This window comes from Pseudoalteromonas tunicata (assembly GCF_002310815.1).
GTDB lineage: Bacteria > Pseudomonadota > Gammaproteobacteria > Enterobacterales > Alteromonadaceae > Pseudoalteromonas > Pseudoalteromonas tunicata.
In genome coordinates, this window is sequence record NZ_CP011032.1 from 1,867,477 (window position 1) to 1,886,594 (window position 19,118).

17 protein-coding genes are annotated in these 19,118 nt (G+C 39.8%); 12 read left to right on the forward strand and 5 right to left on the reverse strand.

Annotation, left to right across the window (positions count from 1 at the left end; genetic code table 11):
- Positions 1 to 5 precede the first annotated feature (5 nt).
- The 6 genes from PTUN_RS08495 (at position 6) to glnS (ending at position 9,166) form a co-directional block, all read left to right on the forward strand.
- Positions 6 to 722, forward strand: coding sequence for a succinate dehydrogenase iron-sulfur subunit (locus PTUN_RS08495; RefSeq protein WP_009839830.1), 717 nt, complete (start codon positions 6 to 8; stop codon positions 720 to 722).
- A 100-nt stretch (positions 723 to 822) separates the two neighbouring features.
- On the forward strand, positions 823 to 3,639 hold the full coding sequence (locus tag PTUN_RS08500; RefSeq protein ID WP_009839831.1) for a 2-oxoglutarate dehydrogenase E1 component: 2,817 nt from the start codon (positions 823 to 825) through the stop codon (positions 3,637 to 3,639).
- 2 nt (positions 3,640 to 3,641) lie between these two features.
- Positions 3,642 to 5,132, forward strand: coding sequence for a 2-oxoglutarate dehydrogenase complex dihydrolipoyllysine-residue succinyltransferase (odhB, locus tag PTUN_RS08505; protein ID WP_009839832.1), 1,491 nt, complete (start codon positions 3,642 to 3,644; stop codon positions 5,130 to 5,132).
- Between the two features lie 175 nt (positions 5,133 to 5,307).
- Positions 5,308 to 6,474 (forward strand): ADP-forming succinate--CoA ligase subunit beta, encoded by a 1,167-nt coding sequence (gene sucC / locus PTUN_RS08510; protein WP_009839833.1) that lies wholly within the window; start codon positions 5,308 to 5,310, stop codon positions 6,472 to 6,474.
- Positions 6,474 to 7,346: a succinate--CoA ligase subunit alpha gene (gene sucD / locus PTUN_RS08515; protein WP_009839834.1), complete on the forward strand. Its 873-nt coding sequence runs from the start codon at positions 6,474 to 6,476 to the stop codon at positions 7,344 to 7,346. The genes sucC and sucD overlap by 1 nt, the downstream gene beginning before the upstream one ends.
- Before the next feature lie 164 nt (positions 7,347 to 7,510).
- Positions 7,511 to 9,166, forward strand: coding sequence for a glutamine--tRNA ligase (gene glnS / locus PTUN_RS08520; RefSeq protein ID WP_009839835.1), 1,656 nt, complete (start codon positions 7,511 to 7,513; stop codon positions 9,164 to 9,166).
- A gap of 73 nt (positions 9,167 to 9,239) precedes the next feature.
- Here the strand turns inward: glnS and fur are convergent, their stop codons facing one another.
- From fur to PTUN_RS08545, 5 genes are all read right to left on the reverse strand, one after another.
- Positions 9,240 to 9,683, reverse strand: coding sequence for a ferric iron uptake transcriptional regulator (fur, locus tag PTUN_RS08525; RefSeq protein WP_009839836.1), 444 nt, complete (start codon positions 9,681 to 9,683; stop codon positions 9,240 to 9,242).
- 119 nt (positions 9,684 to 9,802) lie between these two features.
- A complete protein-coding gene (gene fldA / locus PTUN_RS08530; RefSeq protein WP_009839837.1) occupies positions 9,803 to 10,330 on the reverse strand; it encodes a flavodoxin FldA in 528 nt (175 codons plus the stop codon).
- A gap of 13 nt (positions 10,331 to 10,343) precedes the next feature.
- Complete coding sequence (gene ybfE / locus PTUN_RS08535; protein WP_009839838.1) at positions 10,344 to 10,622, reverse strand: LexA regulated protein; 279 nt, start codon at positions 10,620 to 10,622, stop codon at positions 10,344 to 10,346.
- Between the two features lie 2 nt (positions 10,623 to 10,624).
- Positions 10,625 to 10,846 carry a DUF2788 domain-containing protein gene (locus PTUN_RS08540; RefSeq protein ID WP_009839839.1) on the reverse strand — a complete coding sequence of 74 codons (222 nt, stop codon included), beginning with the start codon at positions 10,844 to 10,846 and terminating at the stop codon, positions 10,625 to 10,627.
- A gap of 64 nt (positions 10,847 to 10,910) precedes the next feature.
- Positions 10,911 to 11,672, reverse strand: a complete 762-nt coding sequence (locus PTUN_RS08545; protein ID WP_009839840.1) for an alpha/beta fold hydrolase — start codon at positions 11,670 to 11,672, stop codon at positions 10,911 to 10,913.
- 137 nt (positions 11,673 to 11,809) lie between these two features.
- Here PTUN_RS08545 and seqA point away from each other — a divergent pair, with 137 nt between their 5' ends.
- The 6 genes from seqA (at position 11,810) to PTUN_RS08575 (ending at position 19,093) form a co-directional block, all read left to right on the forward strand.
- Positions 11,810 to 12,352, forward strand: coding sequence for a replication initiation negative regulator SeqA (gene seqA / locus PTUN_RS08550; RefSeq protein ID WP_009839841.1), 543 nt, complete (start codon positions 11,810 to 11,812; stop codon positions 12,350 to 12,352).
- Between the two features lie 9 nt (positions 12,353 to 12,361).
- Positions 12,362 to 14,002 (forward strand): phosphoglucomutase (alpha-D-glucose-1,6-bisphosphate-dependent), encoded by a 1,641-nt coding sequence (gene pgm / locus PTUN_RS08555; protein WP_009839842.1) that lies wholly within the window; start codon positions 12,362 to 12,364, stop codon positions 14,000 to 14,002.
- A gap of 70 nt (positions 14,003 to 14,072) precedes the next feature.
- Positions 14,073 to 15,104, forward strand: a complete 1,032-nt coding sequence (gene astE, locus PTUN_RS08560) for a succinylglutamate desuccinylase (RefSeq protein WP_009839843.1) — start codon at positions 14,073 to 14,075, stop codon at positions 15,102 to 15,104.
- A 249-nt stretch (positions 15,105 to 15,353) separates the two neighbouring features.
- A complete protein-coding gene (locus tag PTUN_RS08565) occupies positions 15,354 to 16,571 on the forward strand; it encodes a thiamine pyrophosphate-dependent dehydrogenase E1 component subunit alpha (protein ID WP_040644131.1) in 1,218 nt (405 codons plus the stop codon).
- A complete protein-coding gene (locus PTUN_RS08570; RefSeq protein ID WP_009839845.1) occupies positions 16,571 to 17,548 on the forward strand; it encodes an alpha-ketoacid dehydrogenase subunit beta in 978 nt (325 codons plus the stop codon). Before PTUN_RS08565 ends, PTUN_RS08570 begins: the two co-directional genes overlap by 1 nt.
- Positions 17,549 to 17,557: 9 nt before the next feature.
- Positions 17,558 to 19,093: a dihydrolipoyllysine-residue acetyltransferase gene (locus PTUN_RS08575; RefSeq protein ID WP_009839846.1), complete on the forward strand. Its 1,536-nt coding sequence runs from the start codon at positions 17,558 to 17,560 to the stop codon at positions 19,091 to 19,093.
- Positions 19,094 to 19,118: the final 25 nt, after the last annotated feature.

Consider the following 19,118-nt stretch of genomic DNA (forward strand, 5'->3'; position numbering starts at 1 on the left):
AAACAATGGCTACGTTAAAATTTTCTGTTTATCGTTATAATCCTGATATCGATAATGCCCCAAGAATGCAAGATTATACTCTTGAGGCTGAAGAAGGCCGTGACATGATGGTTTTGGATGCTCTTTTACAATTAAAAGAGCAAGATCCAACATTATCATTCCGTCGTTCTTGTCGTGAAGGTGTTTGTGGTTCTGATGGTTTGAACATGAACGGTAAAAATGGTCTTGCTTGTATTACACCATTGTCTGAATTGACAAAGGGTAGCAATAAAGCCATCGTTATTCGTCCATTACCTGGTTTGCCTGTTATTCGTGATTTAATTATCGATATGACTCAGTTTTTCACTCAATATGAAAAAGTGAAGCCTTATTTAATTAATGATACGCCAGCGGCAGGTGAACGTTACCAATCAGTAGAAGATCGTGATAAATTAGACGGCCTTTACGAATGTATATTATGTGCATGTTGCTCAACATCATGTCCATCTTTCTGGTGGAACCCTGATAAATTCATTGGTCCAGCAGGTTTATTACATGCTTATCGCTTCTTAATTGATAGTCGTGATACAGCGACTGAAGAACGTCTAGCTGATTTAGATGATGCCTTCAGTGTTTTCCGTTGTCACGGTATCATGAACTGTGTCAGCGTTTGTCCAAAAGGTTTGAATCCAACAAAAGCGATTGGACATATTAAATCTATGCTTTTAAACCGCGCGGTTTAATTGCTAGTTATTTGGGTTTCGCAATAGTTAAATATTGATTTATTTAACTATTGCGCTTTAATTTTATTTTGATTTCTGCGCTAGAGAAAAGGGCATATAAATGCACGAAGGTGTAATGAAGGCATGGCTAGAGTCTTCTCACTTAAACGGCGGTAACGTTGCTTATGTAGAAGATCTGTACGAATCGTACTTAGACGATGCCACTTCTGTATCAGAAGAATGGCGTCAAATGTTCGACCAATTACCAAAGGTAGATGGGGTCGATGTCGAAAGTAAACATTCTGAAATCCGAGCACAATTTGTTCAGCTTGCAAAAAACAAGCACAGAGAAGTGGCGGTAGTTGGTGGAAATGCCGATGATGCAAAACAAGTTAAGGTATTGCAACTTATCAATGCATTTAGGTTTCGCGGTCATCAAAACGCTAACTTAGATCCACTTAATTTATGGAAAAGAGAACGAGTCCGCGACTTAGAACTTTCTTACCATGACCTTTCTGAATCAGATTTTGACCGTGAATTTAATGTCGGTTCATTCGCATCTGCCACAGATACTATGCCTTTGGGTGAACTTTACAGCGCGTTGCAAAAAACTTACTGTGGTTCGATTGGTGCAGAATATATGCACATTACGTCGACAGAAGAAAAACGTTGGTTACAACAGCGCTTAGAATCAGTTCATTCTAAACCTCGATTTGATAATGAAACCAAATTACGTATTCTTCATGGTTTAACAGCCGCAGACGGTCTTGAAAAATACCTTGGTGCTAAATTTCCAGGTGCTAAACGCTTCTCTTTGGAAGGTGGTGATTCTCTTGTTCCAATGCTTAAGGAACTGATCCATCGTGCAGGTGAAAGCGGCCAAGAAGAAGTTGTAATTGGTATGGCCCACCGAGGTCGTTTAAATGTTTTAATTAACGTCATGGGTAAAAACCCATCTGAGTTGTTTGATGAGTTCGCGGGTAAAATCAAATCAAGCAGTTCTGGTGATGTTAAGTACCATATGGGTTATTCATCTGACTTTACTACCAAAGGTGGTAATGTGCATATGGTGCTTTCGTTTAACCCATCACACTTAGAAATTGTTAACCCAGTTGTTATGGGCTCAGTACGTGCTCGTTTAGACCGTTTAGGTCGCAATACTGGTTCAAAAGCGTTGCCTATCACTATTCACGGTGACTCAGCCATTGCGGGTCAAGGTGTTGTGCAAGAAACATTCAATTTATCTCAAACTCGTGCGTTTAGTGTCGGTGGCACAGTTCGAATAGTTGTGAATAATCAAGTTGGTTTTACAACGTCTAAAAAAGAAGATGTGCGTTCTACAGAGTACTGTACAGATATTGCTAAAATGGTACAGGCGCCAATCTTCCATGTTAACGCGGATGATCCAGAAGCTGTTGCATTAGTAACACATATCGCGCTTGATTTTAGAAATCAATTTAAGCGTGATGTGGTAATTGATTTAGTATGTTACCGTCGCCACGGCCATAACGAAGCTGATGAGCCAAGTGCAACTCAGCCATTGATGTATCAAAAAATTAAAAAGCATCCAGTTCCTCGTGAACTATATGCAAAACAGCTTGCTGCCGAAGGTGTTATACCTCTAGAGGAAAGCTCGCACTTAGCTGATACTTATCGCAATAGTTTAGATGGCGGCACCTGCGTTGTTTCTGAGATAGCGCCAGAAACTAAGCATTCTTCTGATTGGGCTAAGTTTGTTGGTCACGATTGGGACACACCTTACGACGCTAAAGTAAACATCGATAAACTCAAAGAGCTTGCTGTTAAAATCGCAACTATTCCAGAAGGTCATAAAGCACAATCTCGAGTCCAAAAAATTTACGATGACCGTAAATTGATGGCTGTAGGGGAAAAACCGCTTGATTGGGGTATGGCTGAAACACTAGCATATGCAACTTTGGTTGACACTGGTACAGAAATCCGTATGACAGGTCAAGATTCAGGTCGTGGTACTTTCTTCCATCGTCATGCTGTTGTTCATAATCAGAAAGATGCTACAACTTACCTGCCACTGCAAAATATCAGTGAAAACCAAGGTATGTTTGAAGTATACGACTCTGTGTTGTCTGAAGAAGCGGTGCTTGCGTTTGAATATGGTTATGCTACGGCAGAGCCAACTACGTTAGTTCTTTGGGAAGCCCAATTTGGTGACTTCGCAAATGGTGCACAAGTAGTATTTGACCAATTCTTAAGTTCTGGTGAGCAAAAGTGGGGTCGTTTATGTGGCTTAACTGTCATGTTACCGCATGGCTACGAAGGTCAAGGCCCTGAGCATAGTTCAGCGCGTCTTGAGCGTTTCTTACAACTTTGTGCTGATCACAATATGCAAGTATGTGTTCCTTCGACACCCGCACAAGTGTATGCAATGCTGCGTCGTCAGCAGGTACGTCCACTACGCCGTCCATTAATCGTAATGACACCAAAATCATTATTACGTCATCCACTTGCTGTGTCTTCTTTAGAAGAGTTAGCTGATGGTACATTCCAAAATATCATCGGTGAAATTGATGATATTAAAGCTGAGAATGTCGATCGTGTGGTTTTCTGTAGTGGTAAAGTGTACTACGAATTATTACAAGAACGCCGTGCTAAAGAATTAAACAATGTTGCAATCGTACGTGTTGAGCAGCTTTATCCGTTCCCTCACAAAGAAATGACGGATTTAATGGCAAATTACCAACATGTAAAAGAGTTTGTTTGGTGTCAAGAAGAGCCACAAAATCAAGGTGCTTGGTATTGTTCTCAACATCATTTTGTTGATGCAATTCCAGCAGGCGCAAAACTATCATACGCAGGTCGTAAAGCATCCGCTTCACCAGCATGTGGTTATATGTCTGTTCATACCGCAGAGCAAAATGCACTCATCGCTGCGGCGCTCAATATCGACACAAAGGGATAAAGATGACTATCGAAATCAAAGTACCTGTACTTCCAGAATCAGTTGCAGATGCAACAATTGCCACATGGCATGTCAGTGTTGGTGATAAAGTTAGCCGAGATCAAAACTTGGTTGATATTGAAACAGACAAAGTAGTTTTAGAAGTTGTTGCACCACAAGACGGTGTAGTTACTTCAATTTCTCAACAAGAAGGTGCGACAGTTTTAGGTCAGCAAGTTATTGCGCTTATCGGCGCAAGTGACGCGACTGCTGTTGCACAAGAACAAACAGCCGCGCCTGTGGCTCAGGCGCCAGTATCAGAAGGTAATGCAGTGGATATTCTAGTTCCAGTTCTTCCAGAATCAGTAGCAGACGCTACCATCGCAACTTGGCATGTAAAACCAGGTGAAGCAGTTAGCCGTGATCAAAATTTAGTTGATATCGAGACAGATAAAGTAGTACTTGAAGTGGTTGCTCCTGCCGATGGCGTAATGGGTGAACAACTTCATGGCGAAGGTGAAACTGTACTTGGTCAACAGTTAATTGGTAAGTTACTTGCTGGTGCGACTGCTTCAGCAACGCCAGCTGCAGCGCCTGCACCAAGTGCCGCTCCTGCAGCTGCTGCGAGCGATGATAGTGCTTCAGATGTATTAACTCCTTCAGTACGTCGTTTAATCGCGGAAAAAGGCCTTGATGCAAGCAAAATCAAAGGTACTGGTAAAGGTGGCCGTGTGACTAAAGAAGACGTTGATGCATTCTTAAAAGCGCCAGCGGCAACTTCAGCGCCAGTGGCAACACCGGCAGCACTTGCAGGTCGTACACAAAAACGTGTACCTATGACACGCTTACGTAAAACAATTGCAAATCGTTTACTAGAAGCAAAAAATTCAACTGCTATGCTTACTACATTTAATGAAGTAAACATGAAACCTATCATGGATCTTCGTAAGCAGTATCAAGATGTATTTGAAAAGCGTCACGGTATTCGTTTAGGCTTTATGTCTTTTTATGTTAAAGCGGTTACTGAAGCATTAAAACGCTTCCCAGATGTTAATGCTTCAATTGATGGTGATGATATTGTTTATCACAACTATTTTGATATCAGCATCGCTGTTTCTACTCCACGTGGCTTAGTCACTCCAGTATTACGTGATTGTGACAAACTTTCAGTTGCTGAAATTGAACAAGGTATTCGTGATTTAGCAATCAAAGGTCGTGACGGTAAGCTTACGATGGACGACATGACTGGCGGTAACTTCACTATTACTAATGGTGGCGTATTTGGTTCGTTGTTATCAACACCAATTATCAATTTGCCACAGTCTTCTATCTTAGGTATGCATAAAATCCAAGATCGCCCAATGGCTGTTAATGGTAAAGTTGAAATACTTCCGATGATGTATTTGGCACTTTCTTATGATCATCGTCAAATCGATGGTAAAGAATCAGTTGGTTTCTTAGTAACAATTAAAGAGTTGTTAGAAGATCCAACACGTCTATTACTTGATGTGTAATAGAATTTGATTATAAAACAAGCTGTGATACCTATTCACGGCTTTTTTTATGACTGTTTGCGGGTAAGGTGTTTCATTGTAACACTTGCAGATCTATACTACCTGCGCAATTTGGGATGGTTGATTATTAGTTTAATAATTAGCCCTTTTAGTAAAAAACATTGGATAAAACATCATGAATTTGCATGAGTATCAGGCAAAACAACTGTTTGCCGAATATGGTTTACCTGTATCTGAGGGTTTCGCTTGTGACACTCCTCAAGAAGCTGCTGAAGCTGCTGATAAAATCGGCGGAAATATGTGGGTTGTTAAAACTCAAGTTCACGCAGGCGGACGTGGTAAAGCTGGCGGTGTAAAGCTAGTTAAGACTAAAGAAGAAATCAAAGAGTTTGCACAGCACTGGTTAGGTAAAAACCTAGTTACTTACCAAACTGATGCTAATGGCCAACCAGTTTCTAAAATCTTAGTAGAAAGCTGTACTGATATCGCGAATGAATTATATCTTGGCGCTGTTGTAGACCGTGGTTCACGTAAAGTTGTGTTCATGGCCTCTACTGAAGGTGGTGTTGAGATTGAGAAAGTTGCTGAAGAAACTCCAGAGTTAATTCATAAAGCTATTATCGATCCATTAGTAGGCCCACAAGCTTACCAAGCGCGCGAGTTAGGTTTTAAACTTGGTTTAAACCCAGATCAAATGAAACAATTTACTAAGATCTTCATGGGTCTTGCTAAAATGTTCAACGATTTTGACTTTGCATTATTAGAAATCAACCCATTAGTAATCACTGAGCAAGGTAACTTACATTGTTTAGATGGTAAAATTGGTGTGGATGGTAATGCGTTATATCGTCAACCAAAAATCCGTGCAATGCGCGATCCTTCTCAAGAAGATGAGCGTGAAGCACAAGCTGCACAATGGGAACTTAACTACGTTGCATTAGATGGCAATGTTGGTTGTATGGTTAACGGTGCTGGTCTTGCAATGGGTACTATGGACATTGTAAATCTTCACGGTGGAAAACCAGCTAACTTCCTAGATGTTGGCGGCGGCGCAACTAAAGAACGTGTTGCTGAAGCATTCAAAATTATCCTTTCTGACTCTAATGTTAAAGCTGTTTTAGTTAACATTTTTGGTGGTATCGTTCGTTGTGACATGATTGCCGAAGGTATCATTGGTGCAGTGAAAGAAGTGGGCGTTACAATTCCAGTAGTTGTTCGTTTAGAAGGTACTAACGCTGAATTAGGCCGTCAAGTATTAGCAAACTCTGGTTTAGATATCATTGCTGCTGAATCATTAACTGATGCTGCTGAAAAAGTAGTTGCTGCTGCGGAGAGCAAATAATGTCTGTATTAATTAATAAAGATACTAAAGTAATTTGCCAAGGTTTTACTGGCGGTCAAGGTACTTTTCACTCTGAGCAAGCAATTGCTTATGGTACACAAATGGTTGGTGGTGTAAGCCCTGGTAAAGGCGGTCAAACGCATTTAGGTTTACCAGTGTTTAACACGGTACGTGATGCTGTTGATGCTACAGGCGCAACTGCTTCTGTGATTTATGTTCCAGCACCATTTTGTAAAGATGCTATCTTAGAAGCAATCGATGCAGGTATTGAACTAATCGTTTGTATCACAGAAGGTATTCCTACTTTAGATATGGTTGACGTGAAAGTTAAACTTGAGCAGACAGGCGTTCGCATGATCGGCCCTAACTGCCCAGGTGTAATCACACCAGGCGAAACTAAAATCGGTATCATGCCTGGTCATATCCATTTACCAGGTAAAGTAGGTATTGTTTCACGTTCAGGTACTCTAACGTACGAAGCCGTTAAACAAACTACAGATTATGGTTTTGGCCAGTCAACATGTGTTGGTATCGGTGGTGATCCAATCCCAGGTACAAACTTCATTGACGTATTAAAATTATTCCAAGAAGATCCACAAACTGAAGCAATCGTAATGATCGGTGAAATCGGTGGTACAGCAGAAGAAGAAGCTGCTGAATACATCAAAGCACACGTTACAAAACCAGTTGTATCTTACATTGCTGGTGTTACTGCACCAGAAGGTAAGCGTATGGGTCATGCTGGTGCAATCATCGCTGGCGGTAAAGGTACAGCAGTTGAGAAATTTGCAGCGCTAGAAGCTGCAGGTGTTAAAACTGTTCGTTCACTTGCTGACATCGGTAAAGCACTTAAAGAGAAAACAGGCTGGTAATCAGTTTGTTTTATCTAAAAAAAGGCTACTAACGTAGCCTTTTTTATTGAGTCAAGTTATACAAATATCTCTGTAATTATGTGATTAAACCTGTTCGAAACCTTTTAGATTTGCAATAATGGCGCAGTATTTTTTTTGCAAAACACTCAGAGGAAACTTATTCCATGGCGGAAATTGAACATCGCCCAAGCAACTTTATTCGTACTATTATCGATAAAGATCTCGCATCAGGAAAACACACTAGCACATATACTCGTTTTCCACCTGAACCAAATGGCTACCTTCATATTGGTCATGCAAAATCAATTTGTTTAAACTTTGGTATTGCACAAGATTACCAGGGTAAATGTAATTTACGTTTTGATGATACTAACCCAGAAAAAGAAGATATCGACTTTGTAAATTCAATTCAAGAAGATGTAAAGTGGTTAGGTTTTCAGTGGGATGGCGACATTCAGTATTCATCAAACTACTTCGACAAACTGTATGGCTATGCAGTTGAGTTAATCACTAAAGGCCTTGCGTATGTTTGTTTTTTAACACCAGAGCAGGCACGAGAGTATCGCGGTACGTTAACCGAGCCGGGTAAAAACAGTCCTTATCGTGATACAAGTGTTGAAGAAAACTTAGCTTTATTTGCAAAAATGAAAGAAGGCGGTTTTAAAGAGGGTGAGTGTGTTTTACGTGCCAAAATTGATATGGCCAGCTCATTCATGGTATTGCGTGACCCAATTATTTATCGTATTCGTTTTGCTCACCATCACCAAACCGGTGATAAATGGTGTATTTACCCAATGTACGATTTCACGCATTGTATTTCTGATGCGCTTGAAGGGATCACTCATTCACTGTGTACATTAGAATTCCAGGATAACCGTCGTTTATATGATTGGGTACTTGATAATATTTCTATCGATTGTCACCCACAGCAAATTGAGTTTTCTCGTTTAAATCTTGAATATACTTTGATGTCAAAACGTAAACTACAAAGTTTAGTTGAAGATAAGCATGTTGATGGTTGGGACGACCCGCGTATGCCAACCATTGCTGGTCTTCGTCGTCGTGGTTATCCAGCTTCTTCATTACGTGAATTTAGTAAACGTATTGGTATTACTAAGCAAGAAAACATGGTCGAAATGGGCATGTTAGAAGCGTGTGTTCGTGAAGATTTAAATGAATCTGCTGGTCGTGCGATGGCTGTTCTTAATCCAGTGAAAGTTGTGATTGAGAATTACCCTGCTGATCAAGTCGAAATGCTGACAGCAGCGAATCATCCAAATAAAGAAGAGATGGGTCATCGTGAACTACCGTTTACTCAAACGCTTTTTATTGAAGCTGATGATTTTAAAGTTGAAGCTAATAAACAATTTAAACGTTTAGTCTTGGGTAAAGAAGTTCGTTTACGTAATGCTTATGTAATAAAAGCAGAGCGAATCGAACAAGATGAGCAGGGAAATATTACAACAATTTTCTGTAGTTACGATCCTGAGACTTTAGGTAAAAATCCAGCTGATGGCCGTAAGGTTAAAGGCGTGATCCATTGGGTGTCTGCAAGTCATGGTATAAACGCAGAAGTTCGATTATATGATCGCTTGTTTAACGTGCCAAACCCAGCAACTGCTGAAGATTATGCGACAGTTATTAATCCTAGCTCTTTAGTAATTGTGAAAAATGCAGTACTTGAGCCTTCTTTAGCACTGGCAGCTAAAGAGCAATCGTATCAATTTGAACGTACAGGTTATTTCTGTCGTGATAATAAATCTGATGAGTTGGTTTTCAACCAAACAGTTGGATTACGTGATACGTGGGAAAATAATTGATAAGACGAGTGTCTTATTAATTACCTTAAACTAAAAAAGCTCCTAAAAGGAGCTTTTTTAATCAGTAAAATAATTAACTATTACTGTCAGAGAAGGCTTTACACGCTGCAGTATCTTCACATTCGCCATAAAGATACAAAGAATGATTGGTAAGTTTTATACCATTGGTCGAAGCAATTTCAATTTGACGACTTTCAATTAGATCATCTTCAAACTCAACCACTTTACCACATTTTAAACATACTAAATGATCGTGGTGGGTAATACCCGATAATTCAAAAACTGATTTACCGCCTTCAAAATGATGGCGTGATACTATACCCGCATCATCAAATTGGTTTAATACTCGATAAACGGTAGCAAGACCAATCTCTTCACCTTTCTCTAGTAAAACTTTGTAAACATCTTCTGCACTAATGTGTTGGTTTTCTGGTAGTTGCAGAATTTCCAAAATTTTAATACGCGGTAATGTTACCTTTAGTCCGGCTTTTTTTAACTCTAAGTTATGATCTGACATTAATTCCGTTCTCGATTCAGGTTATGGCAGCAAAATAAACTAGTTGTTACACGACGACAAACTATTACTGCAAAATAAAATGGAAGCAAACTAACAAGTTAGTTTGCTTTAATCTACTGTTAATCTTCCAACTCTGCAAGACACATTTCTTCGTAAACTTGCTTACACCATTGTTTAATTCGCTGCTCAGTAAGCTCAGGTTGACGATCTTCATCTATCCCTAAACCAACAAAGTGGTCATTATCAACAAGTGCTTTTGATGCTTCAAAGTTATAGCTGGCTGTTGGCCAGTTACCAATGATCACGCCGCCTTTTTTCTCAACGATGTCACGAACCATACCCATAGCATCAAGGAAATATTCTGAATAATCTTCTTGATCACCACAACCAAAAATAGCAGCTAACTTGCCATCAAAGTCGATTTCTTCAAGTTCAGGAAAAAAATCATCCCAATCACATTGGGCTTCACCGTAATACCAAGTTGGAATACCGAATAACAATAAATCAAATTCAGCGATTTGCTCTTTACTACTTTTAGCGATATCAAATACATCAACTAATTTTTTACCCAGTTCTTTTTGGATTTGTTTAGCTACATGCTCGGTATTACCGGTATCACTTCCAAAAAATATGCCTACGCTTGCCATATCTATTAACCTTTTATCTATCTAAAGCTAGTTTCTCTTGCAAAATTGTTTCAATCAAAGCACTGCGACTGATTTGTTGCGCGTCAGCCATATCATTTAAGGCTTGATAAAGTTCAGATGAAATTTTAAATTCCACTCGCTTTAAACCGCGTGCTTTGTCACGTTTAAGTTGATTACGTTTATTGACCTTAAGCTGTAAATCTCTTGGCAGAGGATTTGTTTTTGGTCTGCCTGGACGTTTATCATCTTCAAATAAGTCAATGGTAATTCTATCTGTTTCAGCTTTGGCCATCGTTAACCAACCCCAGCGCCTTGCCAAAACACCTGAATTAGGCCCTTAGCAATAAAGCCTGAGCAGCCTAGGAATAATACTAGCCATACAATGGTACGACCAAATTTAGGTACGTCACCTTTTTTCAAAACATCTTGAATTGCCATGCCGATAAAAAAGAAAATACCAGCTAGGGCAAAATATAAGCCTAATGTTTCGAATTCATTGATTAGTTTACTGAGCACAATTTTCGACCTATCAAACAAACGGCGGGCACTATAGCATAAAAACTTTTATTTATTTAGTGCGCTAACCCAATAAAAAAGCAGTAATTGCATTATTTACTGCTGTCGGTTTTTCTGCATGTAGCCAGTGGCCGGTACCATGAATAATTTTTGCCTGACATTTTGGAAATAGTGACAAAAATGTCGGCCTTTGTGATGCATCTATATAGTCAGATTCACTGCCTTTTAAAAACAAGGTCGGCTTGTCAAAAGCAACCCCAGTAGGCGCACTGAGAATATTAGCATATTCTTGTTTTAAAACTGTATGATTAAACTTCCACTGATAACCATTTTCACCTTTAATAAGACTTTTAAGTAAAAATTGGCGTACACCAGCTTCATTTATTGACTGCGCTAATATTTCATCAGCCTGTTTTCTGTCAGTTATCTGTTGCTCAGCCACTGCAAACAAGCCGTCAAACACATTATCATGGCGACGTATCTGATACGTAACAGGGGCAATATCGAGCACAATTAGTTTATCAACTTTTTCAGCGACACTTAGTGCACATTGCATTGCTACTTTTCCACCCATAGAGTGGCCAATAAAGTGAGCATGTTTTATATCTAGCTCATCCATTAATGCAAAAATATCATCCGCCATTGCAGCGTAGCTCATTTGCTCATTGTGTGGTGATTGCCCATGATTTCGAAGATCAATCGCAGTCACTTTGTAATGATTACTCAGCGCTTTACTAATAACATTGAGATTTTCTAAAGACCCAAACAAACCGTGAATAATAATAACATCAGCACCTGCGCCAAATTGTTGATAATGTAATGTCATCTCTATCCTAAGCCAATAATTTGGGCGACATTTTGCCCATCCAAATTAGAAAAAGCAAACCATAGAGTAATATTTAAAATCAGGATATAATTATCGACGATTGAGCTAATTGAAATAGCATCTCAGATAGGAAAAACATGAAAAAAATAGAAATAGATGACGAGCTATATCAGTACATTGCAAGCAATACTCAAAGTATTGGTGAGAGTGCTTCACAAATATTGCGTCGTTTATTAAATTTATCCCAGTCAGAATCTTTGCCACCTATTGCTGAACCGGTTGAAACAATTATCCAAGATGATGTTTTACCAGAGCAACAGCCACAAGCCGTAGTGCCATATAAAGGAAATGTGTTTAACATTCTAAATAAAGAAGAACTAGCGATGCAAAAAGGCGCTGTTGGCCGCTTCTTATTTATTTTGGCTGCTTTTTATCGTACGCATAAAAAAGATTTTAAGATTGTGCTTGATATTAAAGGGCGCGATCGAGTCTATTTTGCCAGTAGTAAAGAAGAGTTATTGGAAGGGGGCAATAGCATGAACCCTAAGAATATCCCCGATAGTACTTACTGGGTTATGACTAATTCTAATACCACTCGTAAAAAGATGATGTTACACGAAGTTGCAATATCATTAGGCTACACTAACGAGCAAGCTGAAATTATTCGCGATTATTTATAAGGAAAGAAAATGGCAATTCACCCAAGAGCGGGACAGGTAGCGCAGCAGCGAGATTTAGTAAACATTCCAAAATTAATATCGGCTTATTATTTAAATGAACCAGATGTTGAAGAGTTTCCGGAGCAAAAAGTTGCCTTTGGTACCTCTGGTCATCGTGGTTGTTCATTTAATACTCAGTTTAACGAGTCGCATATTTTGGCTGTGACTCAAGCTATTTGTGATTATCGTCGCCAGAATGGGATTTTTGGTCCATTGTTCTTAGGTAAAGATACCCATGCTTTATCAGAAGCTGCGTTTAATTCCGCGATTGAAGTCCTTGTTGCCAACGAAGTCCAAGTCATTGTTCAAGAAAATGATGATTTCACCCCGACGCCTGTTATAAGCCACGCGATTGTGGCACATAACCAAAAGAATCCACATGAATTAGCCGATGGCATTGTGGTAACACCATCACATAATCCACCGCAAGATGGCGGATTTAAATATAATCCACCCAATGGTGGCCCTGCAGATACAGATATTACTAAATGGGTTGAAGATAGAGCCAATCATCTGTTACTTGAAGATTTAGTTGAAGTTGAAATATTTCCTTTTGCAAAAGCCGCTCGCTCTGGGTTTGTAAAATATCAAGATTTAATAACACCTTATGTTGATGATCTTGAAAATGTGATTAACTTAAAAGCAATTGCTGAGTCAGGTATTAGCATTGGTGTTGATCCATTAGGTGGTTCAGGTATTCATTTTTGGCCAGTGATCACAAAAAAATATGGATTAAACCTTACTGTTGTAAATGACATTGTAGATCCAGCTTTTGGATTTATGAGCCTAGATAAAGACGGTAAAATCCGTATGGATTGTTCATCACCGTATGCGATGGCTAATTTGATTGCGATTAAAGATAAATTCGATATTGGTATCGGTAATGATCCCGATTATGACCGCCACGGCATTGTCACCGCTGACGGTTTGATGAACCCAAATCACTTTTTAGCTGTTGCAATCGATTATTTGCTGTCACATCGTAAACAATGGCCAGCATCAGCAAAAATAGGGAAAACACTGGTTTCAAGTGCGATGATTGATAAAGTTGTTGCACGTAATAACCGTCAAGTTGAGGAAGTACCTGTTGGTTTTAAATGGTTTGTTGAAGGCCTAGCAAATGCCACACTTGCTTTTGGTGGCGAAGAGAGTGCTGGTGCTTCTTTTTTACGCTTAGATGGCACAGTGTGGAATACTGATAAAGACGGCTTTATTTTAGGTTTATTAGCTGCTGAGATTCTCGCTGTGACAGGTAAAACACCTAGCGAACTTTATCGTGAGCTTGAGCAAGAGTTTGGCGCGCCTATTTATCGTCGCCTTGATGCTGCAGCAAATCGTGAGCAAAAAGCAAAGTTAGGAAAATTACAAGCAAGCGATTTAACCGCCACAACCCTTGCTGGAGATCCTATTTTAGCTAAGCTTACTCATGCTCCTGGAAACGGCGCAGCCATTGGTGGCTTGAAAGTTGTGACTGAAAATGGCTGGTTTGCAGCAAGACCTTCAGGTACCGAAGATATTTATAAAATATATTTAGAATCATTTAAAGGTGAAGAGCATTTAGCATTACTTGAAAAAGAAGCGCGTGCGCTGGTTGATTCAGTGATTAGCTAATCTTCAATAAAATTATAAAGGCGGCTTAGACCGCCTTTTTGTTATCCAAAATTTGTTCAAAGGACGTTCCATGTATCTCACACAATTACAAACTGATGGCGATTTCTTATCGCTTTCACGTCAACATGAATGGCATTTAGCAGCAAGCCAATTTACATTAAAAAATGGCACCAAAGTAGCTATCCTCGATACTGGTGTTATCCAGTTTGAACCATTGGTAGAGACTAATAAAGACATTATCATTTCAAGTGCAATTCATGGTAATGAAACAGCACCCATTGAGATATGTGACGAACTTATAAAAGCAATTTTGCTTGAAGAACTCGAACTTACACAGCGAGTAATGTTTATTTTTGGCAATCCTGCGTCCATTAATATTGGTGACAGATTTGTCGAAGAAAACTTGAACCGTTTATTTAGTGGTGCCCATACTCAAGCACCCGCAAATAATGAACGATTACGCGCGGCTAAATTAGAACAATACGTTGCTGATTTTTACAATGCGGTGCAAGAGGGGCGTCGTCGTTATCATTATGATTTACATACGGCTATTCGAGGCTCAAAAAATGAAAAATTTGCTGTTTATCCATTTTTGCATGGCAAGCCGTGGAAAAATGAACAGCTGAGTTTTTTATTAGCGTGCGGGGTCAATACCGTATTAATGATGAAATCCGCTGCGACGACGTTTAGCTATTATTCATCACATCAATTTGGTGCTGATGCGTTTACGGTGGAGCTTGGACAAGTAAAACCATTTGGTCACAATGATATGAGTCGTTTTATGCAGTGTAAGCAGAGTTTGACTGCATTAATTAGCCAAAAAGAAGTTCAATATCCGGAATTTAATCTATTAGATTTTGAGTTGTTTGAAGTACATCGTGCAATTAACCGTACAGAAGAAAAATTTAGTTTTAGCTTTGGTGAAGATGTCGAGAATTTTACTGGCTTCACTAAAGGAGCCTTACTTGCAACTGACGGCAAAACTGAATATTTCGCTGAAGTTGAAGGCGAAGCTGTTATATTTCCTAATGCGAACGTTGCATTAGGTCAACGAGCAGTTTTAACTGTGATCCCACTTAGTCAATTCGAAAACCTCGTATAAAAAACTTTCCACACTCTACGGATGTTCAACTAAAATTAGTTGAATATCCGTTTACGTTAACGTAAAGTCAGTGCAGTTTTAAACACATTTAGTACGCTAACTGAACGAATAAATAATTTTAGTTTTGTAGATTAACTGAATTATTCATTCAAAGTCAGATTGATGAATTAATTTTTCAGTTCTATCAAAACGGCAACTCAACAAATTAATAATAATGTAGCGACTGCACAACAACAGAGTAGGAAGGTTATGACGAATCCCAATAACGTGTCCTTGAATATTCACCATGAACTTTCATTTATTGATGGTCATGCGCTTAATATTCCAACACTTAAAATATTAAGTGAAAATGGTGACGTTTATCCTGGCGCAACAGTGCCAGACATCAATCAAGAAACAGCACTTCGCCTTTACCACACTATGCGTTTTATCCGTATGCTCGATGAGCGTATGCAAGCTGCGCAACGTCAGGGGCGGATCAGTTTTTATATGCAGTGCCTAGGTGAAGAAGCTGCGGTGACAGCCAGTGCTGCAGCACTTGATCAAGATGACATGATCATGGCGCAGTACCGCGAACAAGCGGCGTTACATTATCGTGGTTTTAGCCTCGAACAGTTTATGAACCAAATGTTTTCAAACGAACGTGATTTGGGTAAAGGCAGACAAATGCCAATCCACTATGGTTCGAACGCTTTAAATTACATGACTATCTCATCGCCGCTTGGCACTCAAATTCCACAAGCAAGTGGCCATGCCTATGGCCAAAAATTGAAGCATATTGATCCACAGACTGGCGAGCTTGGTTCTGAAATCGACAATATTACTATTTGTTATTTTGGTGAAGGTGCCGCGTCTGAAGGTGATTTCCATGCCGGTTTAAACATGGCTGCAGTGCTAAAGGCGCCGGTTATTTTCTTCGCCCGCAATAATGGTTATGCTATTTCAACCCCTGCTGATGAACAATTTGCAGGTGATGGTATTGCATCGCGCGGCGTAGGCTACGGGATTAAAACAATTCGTGTTGATGGGGCTGATGCATTAGCTGTATTTGCTGCAACCCAAGCAGCCCGTAAAATTTGTGTTACTACTGGTGAGCCAGTATTAATCGAATCAATTGCGTATCGCCTCGGTGCGCATTCGACTTCGGATGACCCATCAGGTTATCGTTCAAAAGAAGAAGAAGCGTCTCAACAGCTTAATTGCCCAATTGCCCGATTCAAAAAATGGTTAATTGCAAAAGAATGGCTTGATGAAGCGACTGACGAAAGCGAAAAAGAAAAAATCAGAGAGAGTATTCTCGAAGCTGTGAAAGTGGCTGAAAAAATTGCAAAACCAGCATTAGAAAGTTTGATATCAGATGTTTACGATGAGCCAATTCCATTATTAGTTGAACAATATGACGAATTAAAACAGCATATCTTGGCGCATCCACAGGCTTATCCTACCACTTCAGGGAGAATTAAATAATGGCTCAGATGAACATGCTGCAGGCAATTAACTCTGCGCTGGATATTTCGATGGCCGAGCATCCAAATGCTTGTATTTTCGGTGAAGATGTTGGTCATTTTGGTGGTGTTTTTCGTGCAACATCTGGTTTGCAAGAGCGTTATGGCAGACATCGCGTATTTAATACTCCTTTAACTGAACAAGGTATCTTGGGTTTTGCTAATGGTTTAGCCGCATTTGGTGCGCCAACAATTGCAGAGATCCAATTTGCTGATTATATTTTCCCAGCTTTTGATCAGATTGTTAATGAAACTGCCAAGTTTCGCTACCGTAGTGGTAACGAATTCAATGTTGGTAAACTGACTATTCGTACTCCATACGGCGGTGGTATTGCTGGGGGCTTATATCATTCTCAATCGCCAGAGGCTTATTTTGCACACACCCCAGGCATTAAAATTGTGGTGCCTCGTAATCCACATCAAGCGAAAGGCTTGCTGCGTGCTGCTATTTTAGACGATAACCCAGTATTATTTTTTGAACCAAAACGTTTGTATCGTGCCTCTATTGGTGAAGTGCCAACTGAAGATTACACCATTGAATTAGGTAAAGCCGAAGTCGTTAAAGAGGGCAAAGATGTCACTTTACTCGCTTGGGGTGCTCAGATGGAAATCATTGAGCAAGCAGCTAAATTGGCTGAGCAAGATGGTATAAGCTGCGAAATTATTGATTTGCGCAGTATTTTACCGTGGGACAGAGAAACAGTTGCACAATCAGTTATTAAAACTGGGCGTTTAGTTGTTAGTCATGAAGCGCCAATTACTAATGGCTTTGGGGCAGAAATTGCTGCAACGATCCAACAACATTGCTTTTTGCATTTAGAAGCGCCAATTTTACGTGTTTGTGGTTTAGATACGCCATACCCATTGGCTCTTGAAAAAGAATATGTACCCGATGCACTAAAAGTGCTCAGTGCGATTAAACAATCAGTCTCGTTTTAAGGATTATTCATGACGCAAGATTTTATATTACCTGATATTGGTGAAGGCATTGTTGAATGTGAAGTCGTTGAATGGCTCGTTGCAGAAGGTGATACCGTTAGTGAAGATCAACCTATTTGTGACGTAATGACTGATAAAGCACTGGTGCAAATTCCAGCAGTTTATTCAGGTGTGATTGCCAAGCTGTATTATCAAAAAGGCGAAATTGCGAAGGTTCACGCTCCCTTATTTGCTATGTCGGTTGCTGATGGTTCGCAAGTGAATGAACCCGAAATCAATTTGCCCGATACTTCCGCTGTCACAGCGGTGCAATCTGATATTTTAGAAGATTTTATATTACCTGACATTGGCGAAGGTATTGTGGAGTGCGAAATTGTTGACTGGTTAGTCACTGAAGGACAGCAAATCGAAGAAGATCAGGCTGTTTGTGATGTAATGACAGATAAGGCATTGGTGCAAATTCCAGCCAAATACAGTGGTATTGTCGAAAAGCTGTATTACCAAAAAGGTGAAATAGCGAAAGTGCACAGTCCAATCTTTCAAATGCGCTTAAGCCAAAGTAAACCAAGTGAAATTGTCACTGAGATTACGCCAGTTGTGGTCGCCGGCAATCCAAATACCATGGCACAGGTGACTAAGGCTGCTCAAGGAAAAGCATTAGCATCGCCAGCCGTAAGGCGACGTGCGCGTGAACTAGATGTCGATTTATCTGAAGTACCTGGCACCGGCAAAAATGGCCGTGTTTTCAAAGAAGACATCGAACGCTATCTTTCTTTACCAAAACCAGACCAGTCAGTGCTATCAGTCGAGACTAAAGTTCCAGCAGTAGTTTCAAGCAATGCAACACGAGTTGAGCCAATTCGCGGTATTAAAGCGGCTATGGCGAAACAAATGATGGCCTCTGTTACCACTATTCCACATTTTACCTTCAGTGATGAAATTGATTTAACACAAATTATTGATTTAAGATTGCAGCTTAAACAGCAATACCAAGATCAAGGCGTTAAATTAACCATGATGCCTTTTTTTGTAAAAGCATTATCGCTTGCGATCACTGAGTTCCCGGTACTTAATAGTCAAGTTAACGATGAATGTACCGAATTGACTTATTTTACTGATCATAATATCGGTATGGCAGTCGACTCGAAAATTGGTTTATTAGTACCGAATATCAAGCAGTGTCAGCAAAAAAGTATTATAGATATAGCACAAGAAATTAGCCGCTTAACTGATTCCGCCCGCGAAGGACGTGTTGCTCCAGATGATCTGAAAGGGGGAACTATTTCAATTTCAAATATTGGTGCAATTGGTGGTACAACCGCTACGCCTATCATTAATAAGCCAGAGGTTGCGATTGTCGCGCTTGGCAAAGTGCAGCATTTACCTCGTTTTGATGTCAATGGTAGTGTGGTTTCTCGTGCGATTATGCAAGTAAGTTGGTCGGGCGATCATCGAGTGATTGATGGTGGTACGATTGCGCGCTTTAATAATTTATGGAAAGAGTACTTAGAAAATCCAGCTAAAATGTTAATGGCAATGCGCTAATTTAAACAGCAATAAAAAACCCAGT

Bases quoted from the DNA above. Each gene is read 5' to 3' on its own strand.
- PTUN_RS08495 (WP_009839830.1), top strand. From the start codon at position 6: ATGGCTACGTTAAAATTTTCTGTTTATCGTTATAATCCTGATATCGAT.
- PTUN_RS08500 (WP_009839831.1), top strand. From the start codon at position 823: ATGCACGAAGGTGTAATGAAGGCATGGCTAGAGTCTTCTCACTTAAAC.
- odhB (WP_009839832.1), top strand. From the start codon at position 3,642: ATGACTATCGAAATCAAAGTACCTGTACTTCCAGAATCAGTTGCAGAT.
- sucC (WP_009839833.1), top strand. From the start codon at position 5,308: ATGAATTTGCATGAGTATCAGGCAAAACAACTGTTTGCCGAATATGGT.
- sucD (WP_009839834.1), top strand. From the start codon at position 6,474: ATGTCTGTATTAATTAATAAAGATACTAAAGTAATTTGCCAAGGTTTT.
- glnS (WP_009839835.1), top strand. From the start codon at position 7,511: ATGGCGGAAATTGAACATCGCCCAAGCAACTTTATTCGTACTATTATC.
- fur (WP_009839836.1), bottom strand. From the start codon at position 9,683: ATGTCAGATCATAACTTAGAGTTAAAAAAAGCCGGACTAAAGGTAACA.
- fldA (WP_009839837.1), bottom strand. From the start codon at position 10,330: ATGGCAAGCGTAGGCATATTTTTTGGAAGTGATACCGGTAATACCGAG.
- ybfE (WP_009839838.1), bottom strand. From the start codon at position 10,622: ATGGCCAAAGCTGAAACAGATAGAATTACCATTGACTTATTTGAAGAT.
- PTUN_RS08545 (WP_009839840.1), bottom strand. From the start codon at position 11,672: ATGACATTACATTATCAACAATTTGGCGCAGGTGCTGATGTTATTATT.
- seqA (WP_009839841.1), top strand. From the start codon at position 11,810: ATGAAAAAAATAGAAATAGATGACGAGCTATATCAGTACATTGCAAGC.
- pgm (WP_009839842.1), top strand. From the start codon at position 12,362: ATGGCAATTCACCCAAGAGCGGGACAGGTAGCGCAGCAGCGAGATTTA.
- astE (WP_009839843.1), top strand. From the start codon at position 14,073: ATGTATCTCACACAATTACAAACTGATGGCGATTTCTTATCGCTTTCA.
- PTUN_RS08565 (WP_040644131.1), top strand. From the start codon at position 15,354: ATGACGAATCCCAATAACGTGTCCTTGAATATTCACCATGAACTTTCA.
- PTUN_RS08570 (WP_009839845.1), top strand. From the start codon at position 16,571: ATGGCTCAGATGAACATGCTGCAGGCAATTAACTCTGCGCTGGATATT.
- PTUN_RS08575 (WP_009839846.1), top strand. From the start codon at position 17,558: ATGACGCAAGATTTTATATTACCTGATATTGGTGAAGGCATTGTTGAA.